Below are 14,179 nucleotides of genomic sequence, written 5' to 3'. Positions count from 1 at the left end.
GAGATCCGACGCGTCGTACAGGTTCTGTCTCGCCGCACCAAGAACAACCCTGTTCTCATCGGTGAACCCGGCGTCGGCAAGACCGCCATCGTCGAGGGTCTGGCCCAACGCATCATCGCCGGTGACGTGCCGGAGAGCCTGCGCGGCAAGACCGTCGTATCGCTCGATCTCGGTTCGATGGTCGCGGGAGCCAAGTACCGCGGCGAGTTCGAGGAACGGCTCAAAGCCGTGCTCGACGACATCAAGAACTCCGCGGGCCAGGTCATCACGTTCATCGACGAGTTGCACACGATCGTCGGTGCCGGCGCGACCGGCGAGTCGGCGATGGACGCGGGCAACATGATCAAGCCGATGCTCGCCAGGGGCGAACTGCGGTTGGTCGGCGCAACGACACTGGAGGAGTACCGCAAATACGTCGAGAAGGACGCCGCGCTCGAACGCCGATTCCAGCAGGTGTACGTCGGTGAACCGTCTGTCGAGGACACTGTCGGCATCTTGCGTGGTCTCAAGGAGCGCTACGAAGTGCACCACGGTGTCCGCATCACGGACTCCGCCCTGGTGTCGGCCGCGACACTCTCCGATCGCTACATCACCTCGAGGTTCCTCCCGGACAAGGCAATCGACCTGGTCGACGAGGCTGCGTCGAGGCTGCGGATGGAGATCGACTCACGTCCCGTCGAGATCGACGAAGTCGAGCGGGCGGTCCGTCGTCTCGAAATCGAGGAGATGGCGCTCGAGAAGGAGACCGACGACGCGTCGAAAGCTCGGTTGGACAAGCTGCGAGCCGAGCTGGCCGACAGCCAGGAGAAGCTGAACCAGCTCAGTACTCGCTGGCAGAACGAAAAGAATGCTATCGACTCGGTGCGAGTTCTCAAGGAGGAGCTCGAAAACCTCCGCGGCGAGTCCGAGCGCGCCGAGCGAGACGGCGACCTGGGCAAAGCAGCAGAGCTCCGCTACGGGCGCATTCCGACGCTGGAGAAAGAACTCGCCCAGAAGACCGAAGCCTCGCCGAAGCAGGGCGACGTCATGCTCAAGGAAGAGGTCGGCCCGGACGACGTCGCCGATGTCGTCGCAGCATGGACGGGTATCCCCGCAGGTCGGATGTTGGAGGGCGAGACCGCCAAGCTCTTGCGCATGGAAGACGAGCTGGGTAAGCGCGTCGTCGGCCAGAAGGATGCCGTGCAAGCGGTGTCCGACGCCGTCAGGCGGTCTCGTGCAGGCGTCGCCGATCCGAACCGTCCGACGGGATCCTTCCTGTTCCTCGGTCCCACCGGCGTCGGCAAGACCGAACTCGCGAAGTCGCTTGCGGATTTTCTGTTCGACGACGAACGAGCGATGGTCCGGATCGACATGAGTGAGTACAGCGAAAAGCACGCTGTCGCACGGCTCGTCGGGGCCCCTCCCGGCTATGTCGGATACGAGGCGGGCGGTCAGCTCACCGAAGCAGTGCGCAGGCGTCCGTACACCGTGGTGCTGTTCGACGAGGTCGAGAAGGCCCACCCGGATGTCTTCGATATCTTGCTGGCGGTGCTCGACGAAGGCAGGCTGACGGACGGCCAGGGCCGAACGGTCGACTTCCGGAATACGATCCTGATCCTCACCTCGAACCTCGGTGCGGGCGGATCGAAGGACGAGGTCATGGACGCTGTCCGGCGCGCGTTCAAACCTGAGTTCGTCAACCGACTCGACGACGTCGTGGTGTTCGACTCGCTATCGGAGGAACAGCTGGAATCGATCGTCGACATCCAACTCGGCTTGCTGGCGAAGCGGCTGGCGACGCGCAGGCTGACGCTCGACGTGACCTCGCCGGCGAAGTTGTGGCTCGCGGCCCGCGGGTACGACCCGCTCTACGGCGCTCGACCGTTGCGCAGGCTGATCCAGCAGGCCATCGGTGATCAGTTGGCAAAGCTGTTGCTGGCCGGCAAGGTTCACGACGGAGATGTCGTGTCGGTGAACGTCAGCCCCGATGGAGACGGCTTGATTCTGGGCTAGCAGACCGCTCCACTATTGCGCGACAACGCCCTGTTGCCGCGCAATAGTGGGGTTCGGGCACCGCGCGCCACGACCGCGGGGACGTACCCTCGGTGCATGACTTACCCGGAAGATCCGCGCGAACGGCCGTGGGACGACGGGACGGCGAACCCGCCGCCCGATCGTCCAGAGTCCGACCAGCCGACCGAGACATGGCAGGCATACCCGGACTCCCAGCCGCTGCCGGATCAGCCGACCCAGCAGTATCCGTCGGGCCAGCAGTACGGTCAGCCCCAGCAGTATCCGTCGGGACAGCAGTACGGTCAGCCCCAGTACGGTCAGCCCCAGTACGGTCAGCCCCAGTACGGTCAGCCCCAGTACGGTCAGCCCCAGTACGGTCAGCCCCAGTACGGCCAGCCGAACCCGACGCAGGCGATGCCGCCGTACGACCCGAATCAGCACTACGCCGCGAATCAGCACTACGCAGATCAGGGCTATACGGGTCAAAACTATGCAGGTCAGAACTATGGACAGCCCCCCAACTACACAGGCGAGACGGCGTACGTTTCCGAAGATCCGGGATCGGGCGGCAATTCCTCCAGAAAGTGGCTACTTGCGCTGGTGGCCCTTGCTGCGCTGGCCGTAGTCGTGCTGGCGGGCTTTTTCGTCCTGTCCAATCAGGAGTCGGAGCCGGCCACGGCGCTCGGTCCCTCGTCGACGTCGCGGGCGCCGCTACCGACGGTGCCGCCGAGTCAGGTGCCGTCCGTGTCACCGTCGGTTCCAGGGGGTTTGGTGCCGGGCGGGATCCCCGAGATTCTCGGTGAGTCCGGTGCCGCGATCGGAACCATCACGGCGATCGACGGCTCGACTCTGTCGATACAGGGCATCGACGGTGCACCGGTCACGGTCCTCGTCACCCCGCAGACTCAGGTGCTGTCGCTGTCGGGGTTCGATGTCTCGTCGCTGAAAGTGGGTTCGCTCGTCGTGGTGAACGGTAGCCCGATGGAGGACGGCACGATCACCGCCGATGTCATCGTCGAAACGCCGGACCTCGGGGGATAGGCGCTCCCGGGTCGTTCCGCGGGCTTCGACCGTCGACGCTATAGGCTGACGACCGATGACGGCTATGTGGTTCGGACTTGCAGCGATCGCCCTCGTGGGCGCGGTCGCCCTTCTCTATATCGATCGTTCGCGTCGAGACCAGGTCGGACGCGTGCGTCAGATGTGGGCGAAGGCCCAGGGCTACACCTACTCGGCCGACGACGACGAGATCGTCCTTCGATTCAGGCGCGCGGCGTTGGCCAAGCCCGAGCACACCACGGCGCTCGACCTCGTGCGCGGCGTTCGGCGTGGGGAGAAGTTCGTACTCTTCGACGTCGAGGAGCTCGCGACCATCGTCGCAGTACAGCGCCCGGTCGGTTCCGACGTGGACATCGATCTGCGCCTGAAGTCGACACCTCCGCCGCGGGATCCAGACATGGAGCTTCTCGGGTCGATCGGGCCGCGTGTCGTGTTCGCAACCGACACCGATGTAGCCCGTCGAGTCTGCGACCAGCGAATGGCCGCGTTCACGGAATCCGTTCCGGCGAAGATGTCGTTGATCTGGAGCGAGAGCGACTGGACCCTCGGTTCCTTGCCGCTCGGGAGCACCGGTCGAGATTGGGACGCCGCGATCGACGCCGTAGCGAGGCTGTCGGGGATGCTGCACGTGCTTCCGCCCGTCGTTCGCACATCCGCCGGTTCGGGCAGGGTCGACGCACCGCGGCAGGGCCGTCGTTCGCAAACTCCTGCCGGACGCTCCGACATGGACGCAACGCCGCGACGACGGGGTGGAAGCGTCCCCGATGACGGCCGCCCCGCCCCAGGCCACTTGGACCCCGACCAAGCGCGCAATGCGGGTATTCGTCGCGACGATTCACGGCCAGGCACACGACCTGCCCCGCCGTCGCGGGTGGAACCTCAGAATCGTCCGACTCCGATCACCCGAGATGCGGACCGTCGCCCGACCGACTACTGAATTCTCCTCGTCGCGGCGGGTCTGCAGAACGACCGGCAAACGCCGTAGCCTACAGTTCCATGACCGCCGAACCGATCGAACCAGCGTCCCCTGTCACCGTCCGTCCGGTTGCCCTTGTCACCGGTCCTACCTCAGGTCTCGGAGCGGGCTTTGCAACCCACCTCGCCGCACGTGGCTACGACCTGGTACTTGTCGCCAGAAACGAACTGAAGTTGCGGGCGCTCGCTGACGACCTGCGGGTTCGATTCGGCGCCGACTCGGAGATCATTGCCGCGGATCTTTCGACGCAGGCGGGACGGGATGCGACCGCGGAACGGCTGCATCGGGGCGTCGAGTTCCTCGTCAACAACGCCGGATTCGGGACGGCGGGCGAATTCTGGACGGCTGAGCCAGACCTTCTGCAATCTCAGCTCGACGTCAACGTCACCGCGGTGATGCAGTTGACGCGTGCTGCTCTGCCGTCGATGGTGGCAGCTGCCAAAGGCACGGTCGTCAACGTTGCCAGCGTCGCGGGCATCTTGGCCGGACGCGGGTCGACCTATTCGGCGTCGAAGGCCTACGTCGTTTCCTTCTCCGAGGGACTCTCCGGGGGGCTCGCCGGAACCGGTGTTCAGGTGCAGGCGTTGTGCCCCGGGTTCGTCAAGACCGAGTTTCACGAGCGCGCGGGCATCGAGATGTCCTCGATCCCGAAGTTCATGTGGTTGAACGTCGAGCAGGTCGTCCGCGAATCGATGCGCGACCTGGGCAAAGGTAAGGTCATCAGCGTTCCCGGTGCCCAGTACAAGATTCTGACTGCGGTCGGGACGAAAATACCCAAGAGCGCGGTGCGCAAGCTGACTAATCTGGTCGGTCGGGGGCGGGGACGAACTTAACGAGAATCCGTTCTCACGGGCGAGCCTCCGGGCGAGTTCCGCATAGTGCCGTTAAATTCAGACCTTGTGACTGTTTTCGTGATTGCGGCGATCCTCGTCCTTGCAGTTCTCGCGTATGCGGCGAGTGTCGAACGGCGTGTGCGTCGCTACCGCTCGAACACCGCCGCGAGCAGGGAGCTCGTGACGGTCGAGCTCGAGCGACGTTACGGGCAGTTGGAACCGTTCATCGCGGCACTCGAGTCCTCGGATCTGGACCAGTCCCTTGTGCGTCAACTCGTCGGTGCACGCTCGTGGTCCAAGGCAGTGCGTGAACGCGAACTCGGTCTCGCGGCGCAAGCCGCGGCCGAGAACGCGCTGTCGGCGGCTGTGCACGCCGTACTGTCGGAGTCCGACACGCATCCGAGCCTCCGATCCAACTGGGCGTTCCAGGGACCCGCAGGAGAATTGGAAACGACCGAGAAGCGCATTGCGGGCGCAGTCCGGGTGTACAACGACAATGCATACAAGCTCGCTCAGCTCCGCACGTCGTTCGCAACGAAGCCGATGGCGAAAGCACTGAAGGTCTCCGCCCCCGAACCGTTCGTCGAACATGTCGACCTCGTCGCCGACGGGCAGCCGGAGGATGTGCCCGCATAGCCCGAGAAGGAATGCGGTCGGTAGATTCATCCACGGAATCGACCGAAGGGAACCACAATGGCCGACAGTGCCCAGCGCGCCGAACTGGCCGAGCTGGTTCGAGAGCTCGCCGTCGTACACGGCAAGGTGACGTTGTCCTCCGGCAACGAAGCCGACTATTACGTCGATCTGCGACGTGCGACGCTTCACCATCGCGCGAGCGCGCTGATCGGCTCCCTGATGCGCGACCTCGTCGCCGACTGGGATTTCGATGCCGTCGGCGGGTTGACGATGGGAGCGGATCCCGTCGCACTGTCGATCGTGCACGCACCAGGGAAGCCGATCGACGGTTTCGTCGTGCGCAAAGCCGCGAAAGCGCACGGGATGCAGCGTCAGATCGAAGGTCCCGACGTCGTCGGGAAGCGTGTTCTGGTTGTGGAAGACACCACTACTACTGGCAACTCGCCGCTCACTGCGGTCAAGGCGCTCCGCGACGTCGGTGCGACGGTCGTCGGGGTGGCAACCGTCGTGGACCGAGCAACCGGAGCAGACGACGTCATCGCCGCCGAGGGGCTCGAGTACCGCTCGCTCCTCGGGCTGGCGGATCTAGGTCTGTAGTCGGCGCCGGCGCTCAGGGGGCTCCGCCCCCAGTGGCGCGGTTAAGTGTTCTGGAGTGCACTCAACCGCGCCACTGGGCCGGAGGCCCACGGGACCGGATGCTACTGCAGCTGGGCGACGACGATGTAGTTGTCGTCCGTGGGCTCCCCGTCGCGAACGTCGCAATTGGCGAGAATCAATCGCCCCGGTACGGAACGACGAAGCTCGTTGTCGCCCAACAACGAACCCTTGGGCAGCGGACCGACGGTCTCGACGGAGTACTGCAGAACTCCGGACGGTGTCGACAGCACGACCTGATCGCCGGGCTGCATCACGCTCAGCGCCCTGAAAGGTGCATCGCGCGTCGAATAGTTGTGTCCCACAACCACAACGGTCTGCTGGGTGTCGGTTCCCGGCATGCCACTCTCGGCCCACCATGCCGGACGCTCGTCGACCGGGTTCAGAACCTGCCCGCTCTCACCACCGCGATAGAGCCCGTCAGGGTTTATCTCGTTGCTCATGTACGTCACCGAATCGGCCGACCTCAGTTCGATCCAGTCGGGCTGTGCCGCGGCGACGGGGGCCGGTGGAGTCACCGAAATTCGTGACTCCACCGGCGATCGATCCACAGGTGCAGTATCGGGTTGCTCGCTCGCGCAACCCGATACCAGCAACGCGACGCTCAGAGCGACTGCGAAGCTACGAAGCCGCATCTGACGAGTTACGACGACGCAGGTAGACGGTGGTGCCGACGGCAGCGACGCCGACCACTCCGGCACCGATCAGGATCGCGGGCAGATTGCTCGATCCGCTGTCGCTGTCCGCGGCCGCAGACGAATCACCGAGTGCCAGGTCGACGGCAGGCAGTTCACCCGCCGCGACGGTCACACCGTCTTCGTTGGTCGTGAAGTAGTCGACCACGGTGAAGGATCCGTCGTCGTTCGAGACACCGACCAGTCGAACACCCGTCTCGTCGACGACGACCGTGTTGTCGTCGACCTCGGTGACGTCGACGTTCTCGCGAACAGCGTTGCCCAGGTTGATCGTCCAGTTGAACTTCGGACCGCTCGCAGCGAGTTCGGCGGCCTCGGCCTTCAGGTTTGCTTCGGCCGTCGCTGCAGTGTCAGCCTTCGTCTTCGCTTCGGCTGCCGCAGTTTTGGCAGCTTCTGCGTCTGCGGTTGCCTTGTCGGCCGCATCCTTCGCGTCCTGTGCCGCAGCAGCGAGCTCGTCCGCCTTGGCAATTGCCGCGTCGGCAGCAGTCTCGGCGGCTGCAAGTGCAGTAGCTGCATCGTCGGCCTTCGTCTGAAGATCCGCCGATGCATCGCCCGCGGCGGCGGCAGCGGACGCTGCTTCCTCGGCGGCCGTCGCTTTGGCTGCGGCGTCGGCTGCCGCCGCATCCGCTGCGGTCCTTGCCTCTTCGGCTGCCTTGCCTGCTTCGGTGGCTGCGTCGGTCGAGGTGGCAGCCGCTGCTTCGAGGTCCAGTGCGGTGGACTCGGCAGCGGCGGATATTGCTGCAGCACTTCGTGCTTCCACTGCCAGTGACAGTGCCTTGGCTGTGGCTGCTGCTGCCGCACGAACGGCGGTGTTGATCTTCGCTGCATTCAGAGTTTCGAAGGCGGCGGGCAACGCGTCGAAGGCTTCGCGCGCGGCTTGTGTCGCTGCATCGGAATCGGCTTTGGCGGTGGCGGCAAGCTCCGCCTTTGCGCTCGCATCGGCGCGAGCCTCGGCTGCGGCTCCGACCGCTTCGGGGGTTCCGGCGGCAATGGCGTCGGCCTCCAGCTTCGTGGCGTTCGCTTCGGCGGCCGTTGCCTCCGCGGCCGCGGTGTCCGCTGCGGCCTTCGCATCGGCTGCGGTCTTGTCGGCCGCTGCGGCTTCCTCCTTGGCCTTGGTGGCGAGACCGGACGCAGTGATGCTGTCGAGTTTGGCAGCTTCCGCGGCCTGGGTCGCCTTCGTTGCCTCCAGAGCGGCAGCCGCAGCGTCGACCTCTGCCTTTGCCGACGCTTCGGTCGTGTCTGCGGCGGCGGCGACTGCTGCGTCGTATCGAGTCTGCGCTGCGACCGACGCGTCGGTCGCAGCCTTCGTTGCCTGTTCTGCCGCAGTCAGAGCTGCCTTCTCGGCATCGGAGAGTTGAGGAACGACGTCGACATTGAACGTGACCGATCCGTCGGCGTTGACCACCACTCCGCCTGTGACCTGGGGGAGCGGACGTTCAGTGGAGGGCGCAGGAGCAGCGGCGGCGCCGCCTTCGGCAACGATCACATTGGGGACCACCAGCGGATCCGGAGTCTCCGCGGCGCTCTCGGTGGGAGCACTCGGCTCCCCGGACTCACCGGTCGAATCGTCGGCAGGGGGAGCTTCTTCGACGACGCGCTCCGGTGTGGGTGTTTCCTGTGCCAATGCTGTTCCCGGTCCTGCGACAGCGAACGACAGTGCAAGTGCAGCTCCGGCTGCAGCGAGGCGAGTCCGCCGTGATCGAGCAATCGACTTCTGCGACATGGATGTTCTAGCCCTTCGGTCGTGGTGGCTCGCGCCACCGACACCTCCGTCCCGATCCGGAAATGCTTTTAGTGAGGCACACGTACTTGTGCTTCAAGGACCGTAACCGACCGTTAGGTATTTGAACCTTTGTCGTCTGTTTGGTTATGGAAGTGTTACTGATGGTGTTGCTGTGACTCCAGTGGTTGTTGGGTCGGGCCAGGCCGGAGCGAACGGCTCATTCGGTCACTCTGAGTGTGCGAACGACTCATTCGGTCACCTGGGGCGGTCACCTGGGGGCCCGGTCACCTGGGGGCCCGTTACCTGGGGCACGGTTGGGACGAGCCGGGTCAGCTCAGGCTGTTCTCGTCCATGAAGTTCTTGATCGCAAGATCCCATTCGGATTCGCGCTGATTGTCGAGGTGGAAGCGGTACGCGGCGTACATGCCGTAGAGGAGAAGGGTCACCGTGAGGAAGCTGCCGATTCCGGTGAACATAGCGGCTGCCACGGCGTCGCCGCGCGTGAGTGGTTGCATCGAACGGACTCCGTTGTCGTCCACCCAGATGGCGGTTTCGGTGCCTGCAGGGGATCCGCTGACGGCGGAGACCTGACCCTGGTGCTCGACGCCCGCATATGTCCATGTCGCGTCGACGGCCGTGGTGGTCTGGACGCTGACGTCGGACTGCGCGAGCGCCGTGGCCTTGGCCTCGGCCGTAGTCGTGGCGGTGACGGAATGGCGGGAGTGCTGCTGCTCGGAAACCCGATCGATCTGGGCGGACAGAGTCGTCATCGCGAACCATGCAGAGAGCGGCAGCATGAGAATCATCAAGGTGACGACGATGCTCTTCGTTCGTGCCTGCGCGCGATCGGATCGGCGAAGCAGGGGATTGTGACCGATGTGGGGGTCGATACTGGACGCCTTGGCGTGGTCTGAGTGCTTCCGGCGCATAGTCGTCCCTACTTCCCGTGTCCTGTGTTTACCTTTCAACAGTGACAAGGTGCTCGGCTGCGGACAAGCAAAAGGGGCCAGCATCACACAATTGTTAGCCCGGCAAAATTACGGAGATGCCCGATGAATCGCTCGACGCTGTCCCGGCTCGCCTTCGTGGGGGCGACGTCAGCCACCGTATTCGGGGCGGTCATCGGTTCGGAGAGACTGCAGCGAATTGCCAAGCCGTTGATGGTCCCGGCGCTGGCGGCGCGCGGAGTTCGGCCCATGTCGACGCTCGGGGTTGCGCTCACTGCGGCCACCGTCGGCGACGTGCTGTTGATCGATCCGGACGACGATGCCCGCATTCTTCGCGGGGCTGCGGCTTTCGCAGTGATGCAAGGATGCTATTGCTGGTTGCTGGCCGAGCGCGGTGCCAGGCCGACTTCAGCGAACGCCGTCCCGCGGCTCGCGGGGTGGGCCACTGCCGCCGCGCTGCTGACGCGTAAGTCACCGGCAGTGGCCCCAGGACTTGCAGGCTATGGACTGACCCTCGCCGCGATGTCGACCCTTGCCGCCGACCGAGCGGTCGCGCCGGGATCCGACACCGTCGCGGGGGTGGTCGTCCCTGGCTCGGACCCTCGATCGAGGCTCGCACTCGGCGGAATACTGTTCACCGCGTCGGACGCACTGATCGTGTTCCGGCGACTGTTTCTCGACAGGGAGTCGCATCGCCGAGTGGCGGAAGGCGCGATCCTTGCGACGTACGCGCTTGCCCAGCTATTCCTCGTCGAGGGGCTCGCGCGGGAGAAGTAGTACGCGATGACGGTCCGAGGGGTCGACCAAGATCGGCACGATCGCTCCGGCGTGAAACCGCGCCTTCTCTCCCGGCGGGATCGAGTAGACGACACGGCCCGCAAACGATTCCGACCCAGGGATCGTGAAGAGCATCTGCAGTTCGGTGTGGGTGTCGTCGACCGGACGAACCTCTTCGACGGTGGCCCACCCTTCGACGCCGCTTCTCGCCAATCGGCGTTGCTCTGCCGTCCGCCGATTGGCGACCATCATCGCCAACCCCAGGGCGGTACCGAAGCCCGCGACCAGCGCTGCGAGTTGATAGGGGAGTGTGCCCGGTGGTGCCGCGGCTCTCAACCAGCCGATCCAGACAACGAGGACGACGAGATAACCCGCAGTGACGACGGCAACTGCGCGCGCAGTTCGTTGGTGGTTCATCCGAAATCTCCTCGAGGCTTTTCCAGCCTAGACCGAAATTGTGCTCGAGGGGCTTACCGATAATCGAGGTAACGCTTATCATGTCGAAGTGTCCTCACCTACTGTGTTCATCACCGGCGCTGCCGCCGGGATCGGACGATCCACTGCCCTCAAATTTGCCCGTTCCGGTTACCTCGTCGGTGCCTATGACATCGACGAGACGGGGTTGGCCTCGCTGAACAAGGCGATCACCTCGACCGGGGGGCGTGTAGTCACCGGAATCCTCGACGTCACCGACCCCAAGCAGTGGGAAGAGCGGCTGAAAGAGTTCGACGCCGAAGCGAACGGTCGTCTCGACGTCTTGATCAACAATGCGGGAATCCTGGTTGCCGGGCGCTTCGAGGAGATGCCCATCGAAGTCCACAAGCGCCAGATCGACATCAACTTCAATGGCGTCATCTACGGCACGCTTGCTGCGTTCCCGTACCTGAAGGCCACCCGGGGTGCGCAGGTCATCAATCTCTGTTCGGCGTCGGCCATCTACGGTCAGCCCGAGTTGGTCACCTACGGAGCTACCAAGTTCGCGGTCCGGGGGATCACCGAAGCGCTCGACCTCGAATGGGCCGAATACGACATCTCGGTGAAGGCGATGTGGCCACTGTTCGTCCAGACCGCAATGACGCAGGGCGTGTCGACCGGCACCACCAACTCGCTCGGCATCAAGCTCACCGCCGAGGACGTGTCTCAGGCGATCTTCGACGCAACCAAGCCGTCGAAGCGGCTCTATCACAAGGTGCACTTCCCGGTCGGGATCCAGTCCAAGGCGCTCTCGCTCGGCTCGCGATTCTCGCCGGCATGGCTCACCCGCGAGGTCAACCGGCGGCTCAGTCACAAGTAGCCGCCTGCCAACGGCACGGTTCCGGCTACGCCGGTAGGGTCGCTCAGCAGTACGGGTGAGCGAAAGTGGGGTCGGGGTTTTCTATGGCAAGAACGCGTGTGAACAAGCGTGTGGCAGTGGCGGCGTCGGTGGCGATCGTGGCAGTTCTGTCCGGGTGTGGCAGCGAGTCGGGTGCAGAACCCGCTGCCGCACCCACCACGACGACGGTTGCGCCGACTACCACCACCGAGCTTCCCGCGCCCGTCACGACGACGGAGGCCCCTCCTCCGCCTCCGCCCGTCGAACCCGAACCGATCCCTACGCCGCAGACCACATACGCCGCGCTGGACGGTGCATATTACTTCTCCTCACCCGACGGACTGTTCCAATGCGGCATCGTCACCCTCGCCAGCAGGACCGAGGCGGGATGCCAGGGAACCACGGCGCCGGTGCCGCCGAGGCCCGAGGACTGCATGATCAGCTGGGGCAACGGGATTCGAGTCACCAACGTTGGTGAGGCCGAGTTCATGTGTTCCGGCGGCGCTGTTTACACCTCGGGTGGCGAGACCATTGACCCCCCGCTTGCGGTGGGTCAGTCGATCGAGGCCGACGGCTACTCGTGCCGATCCATGGCGAACGGTATCTCGTGTACCAACGACGAGACCGGGCACGGCTTCCGCATCGCTCCGGACAGCAACGAAATCTATTGAGCAACAACGATATTGGGGGAGAGGGCGCCGGTCCCACCGAGTGGGGCGAGCATCCGCACGGCGTCGGGCCGTGGGAGCAGGAACACGATGAGCCAAGGCCGCTGGGTTCGGAGTACGACACCGACCTGCTCGACGCGGGCGACCGTCGCAACGTCGTCGACGCCTACCGCTACTGGACGCGGGAAGCGATAGTCGCCGACATCGATACCCGGCGTCATCCGCTCCATGTCGCCATCGAGAATTTCGGCAACGATGCCAACATCGGAACTGTGGTTCGGACCGCCAATGCATTTGCCGCGCAGGCAGTTCACATCGTGGGGCGCCGACGGTGGAACAGGCGAGGTGCCATGGTCACCGATCGCTACCAGCACATTCACCACCACGAGACGGTGGCAGATCTTCTCGAGTACGCCCGCGCCGAGGGGCTGACCGTGGTGGCGGTCGACAACACGCCGGGATCGGTGCCGATCGAGACTGCCGACCTACCGCGCGAGTGTGTGCTGCTGTTCGGTCAGGAGGGCCCCGGTGTGACTGCCGATGCCCGGGCAGGTGCTTCCATGACGGTCTCCATCGCCCAGTTCGGTTCGACTCGAAGCATCAATGCCGGCGTCGCCGCTGGGATCGCGATGCACTCGTGGATCAGGCGTCATGCTGATCTGTCACAGGCCTGGCCCTGACTGTTTGTGACGACTCCAGTCGCAGATGGCAGGATCTTAGGTTATGCAAGAGCTATGGGCGCAGCGGGCTGACTCGGCGGAGGGGGCGGTTCTCGCGCGGCACGTGCGGCGGCTGTGGGGCCTGCCGTGCACGGCGCTCGGCGTCGTCGCATGGCCACCTGTGCGGCGCGAGCGCCTGTTTCTCAAATGGCACTACTGGTGGCAGGCGCATCTGCTCGATTGCGCAGTCGATGCGGCCAGTCGTGAGCCTACGTCGAAGCGTCGTCGGCGACTGGCGAAAATAGCTCGTGCGCACCGCATTCGAAACATCACCGGCTGGACCAACAACTATTACGACGATATGGCCTGGCTCGGTCTGGCACTCGAACGTGCCCAGCGGTTGCATTCGGTGGGTAACCGGACCGGGATTCAGAAGATCGAGATGGAGTTGTTCGATGCCTGGTCCCCGCGGGCGGGCGGCGGAATACCGTGGCGCAAAGGCGACGACTTCTTCAACGCGCCGGCAAACGGACCCGCATCGATCCTTCTCGCGAGGACAGGACGACTGTGGCGCGCGCAGGCGATGGCCGACTGGTTGGACACGAAGCTCAAGGATCGTCAGAGCGGCCTGATACTCGACGGCGTCCGACCGAGCGGAACGGCCCGGGACCCGGCTGTGCTCGATCGGGCGGTGTACAGCTACTGCCAGGGTGTCGTGCTCGGCATCGAGACCGAGCTCGCGGTTCGGCTCGGCGACGCTCGGCATCGCGAACGAGTACACGCACTGGTGGCGGCCGTCGAGGCTCGGCTGTGTCGCGATCTCGTCATCGTCGGAGGTGGCGGAGGTGACGGCGGGTTGTTCAACGGCATTCTCGCCCGCTATCTCGCGTTCGTTGCGACCGACCTGCCCGGCGACACCGACGAGGACCAGGCGTCGCGCGCTCTGGCGGCATCGATCGTGCTCGCCTCCGCCGAGGCAGCGTGGGAGAACCGCCTCGAGGTGGAGGACCACCCGCTGTTCGGTGCGGCGTGGGAGACGCAGGCGCATTTGCCTGGTCCGGGCTTGTCCGTGGCGACCTTCAGTGGCGGAACGGTCCGGTCCTCGTCGGAGCCCGAACGGGACTTCGCCGTCCAGCTGAGCGGGTGGATGCTGATGGAGGCTGCGTTCACGGTGTCGGCCGCAGGCTTCCGCAGCTAGACAATTGGTTAGCTAGGGTATCGGGTTATGGGAACCTGGTGGAATCCGAC

At 64.7% G+C, this 14,179-nt stretch carries 15 protein-coding genes; 11 read left to right on the top strand and 4 right to left on the bottom strand.

Features of this window, described 5'->3' with window-relative positions:
• The 6 genes from A2J03_RS11270 to pyrE all read left to right on the top strand — a co-directional run.
• Positions 1-1,992 (top strand): ATP-dependent Clp protease ATP-binding subunit (locus A2J03_RS11270; protein WP_068373528.1); only part of this gene is annotated, 1,992 nt, incomplete at its 5' end.
• Between the two features lie 96 nt (positions 1,993-2,088).
• Positions 2,089-3,033: a DUF5666 domain-containing protein gene (locus tag A2J03_RS30510; protein WP_068373526.1), complete on the top strand. Its 945-nt coding sequence runs from the start codon at positions 2,089-2,091 to the stop codon at positions 3,031-3,033.
• A 64-nt stretch (positions 3,034-3,097) separates the two neighbouring features.
• Complete coding sequence (locus A2J03_RS11260) at positions 3,098-3,988, top strand: hypothetical protein (protein WP_068373523.1); 891 nt, start codon at positions 3,098-3,100, stop codon at positions 3,986-3,988.
• Positions 3,989-4,047: 59 nt separating this feature from the next.
• Entirely contained in the window at positions 4,048-4,860 is an 813-nt protein-coding gene (locus tag A2J03_RS11255) for an SDR family NAD(P)-dependent oxidoreductase (RefSeq protein ID WP_068373520.1), read from the top strand.
• A 66-nt stretch (positions 4,861-4,926) separates the two neighbouring features.
• The gene (locus A2J03_RS11250; protein WP_068373516.1) at positions 4,927-5,496 is read left to right on the top strand and encodes a LemA family protein; all 570 of its coding nucleotides are present in this window, start codon (positions 4,927-4,929) and stop codon (positions 5,494-5,496) included.
• A 57-nt stretch (positions 5,497-5,553) separates the two neighbouring features.
• Positions 5,554-6,093, top strand: coding sequence for an orotate phosphoribosyltransferase (gene pyrE / locus A2J03_RS11245; RefSeq protein ID WP_068373513.1), 540 nt, complete (start codon positions 5,554-5,556; stop codon positions 6,091-6,093).
• Positions 6,094-6,194: 101 nt separating this feature from the next.
• On the opposite strand, the gene A2J03_RS11240 is transcribed toward pyrE, so the two are convergent.
• From A2J03_RS11240 to A2J03_RS11230, 3 genes are all read right to left on the bottom strand, one after another.
• On the bottom strand, positions 6,195-6,701 hold the full coding sequence (locus A2J03_RS11240; protein ID WP_231912487.1) for a class F sortase: 507 nt from the start codon (positions 6,699-6,701) through the stop codon (positions 6,195-6,197).
• 70 nt (positions 6,702-6,771) lie between these two features.
• Complete coding sequence (locus tag A2J03_RS11235) at positions 6,772-8,568, bottom strand: hypothetical protein (protein WP_068373506.1); 1,797 nt, start codon at positions 8,566-8,568, stop codon at positions 6,772-6,774.
• A gap of 329 nt (positions 8,569-8,897) precedes the next feature.
• Positions 8,898-9,497 (bottom strand): Rv1733c family protein, encoded by a 600-nt coding sequence (locus A2J03_RS11230; RefSeq protein ID WP_068373503.1) that lies wholly within the window; start codon positions 9,495-9,497, stop codon positions 8,898-8,900.
• Positions 9,498-9,620: 123 nt separating this feature from the next.
• Between A2J03_RS11230 and A2J03_RS11225 the strand changes: the two genes are divergently transcribed.
• Positions 9,621-10,292 (top strand): lysoplasmalogenase, encoded by a 672-nt coding sequence (locus A2J03_RS11225; protein ID WP_068373500.1) that lies wholly within the window; start codon positions 9,621-9,623, stop codon positions 10,290-10,292.
• On the opposite strand, the gene A2J03_RS11220 is transcribed toward A2J03_RS11225, so the two are convergent.
• Positions 10,257-10,709: a hypothetical protein gene (locus A2J03_RS11220; protein ID WP_068373497.1), complete on the bottom strand. Its 453-nt coding sequence runs from the start codon at positions 10,707-10,709 to the stop codon at positions 10,257-10,259. The genes A2J03_RS11225 and A2J03_RS11220 overlap by 36 nt on opposite strands.
• Positions 10,710-10,797: 88 nt before the next feature.
• Between A2J03_RS11220 and A2J03_RS11215 the strand changes: the two genes are divergently transcribed.
• The 4 genes from A2J03_RS11215 (at position 10,798) to A2J03_RS11200 (ending at position 14,129) form a co-directional block, all read left to right on the top strand.
• Positions 10,798-11,586: an SDR family oxidoreductase gene (locus tag A2J03_RS11215; RefSeq protein WP_068373494.1), complete on the top strand. Its 789-nt coding sequence runs from the start codon at positions 10,798-10,800 to the stop codon at positions 11,584-11,586.
• An 83-nt stretch (positions 11,587-11,669) separates the two neighbouring features.
• Positions 11,670-12,275 (top strand): DUF6636 domain-containing protein, encoded by a 606-nt coding sequence (locus A2J03_RS11210; RefSeq protein ID WP_068373491.1) that lies wholly within the window; start codon positions 11,670-11,672, stop codon positions 12,273-12,275.
• Positions 12,272-12,952, top strand: coding sequence for a TrmH family RNA methyltransferase (locus A2J03_RS11205; RefSeq protein ID WP_068373488.1), 681 nt, complete (start codon positions 12,272-12,274; stop codon positions 12,950-12,952). The genes A2J03_RS11210 and A2J03_RS11205 overlap by 4 nt, the downstream gene beginning before the upstream one ends.
• Before the next feature lie 43 nt (positions 12,953-12,995).
• Positions 12,996-14,129, top strand: coding sequence for a glycoside hydrolase family 76 protein (locus A2J03_RS11200; RefSeq protein ID WP_068373485.1), 1,134 nt, complete (start codon positions 12,996-12,998; stop codon positions 14,127-14,129).
• Positions 14,130-14,179 lie beyond the last annotated feature (50 nt).

This window comes from Rhodococcus sp. EPR-157 (genome assembly GCF_001647195.1).
Lineage (GTDB): Bacteria > Actinomycetota > Actinomycetes > Mycobacteriales > Mycobacteriaceae > Rhodococcoides.
The sequence above is the reverse complement of the archived record's forward strand: the minus strand, read 5'-3'. Positions and strand labels throughout refer to the sequence as shown.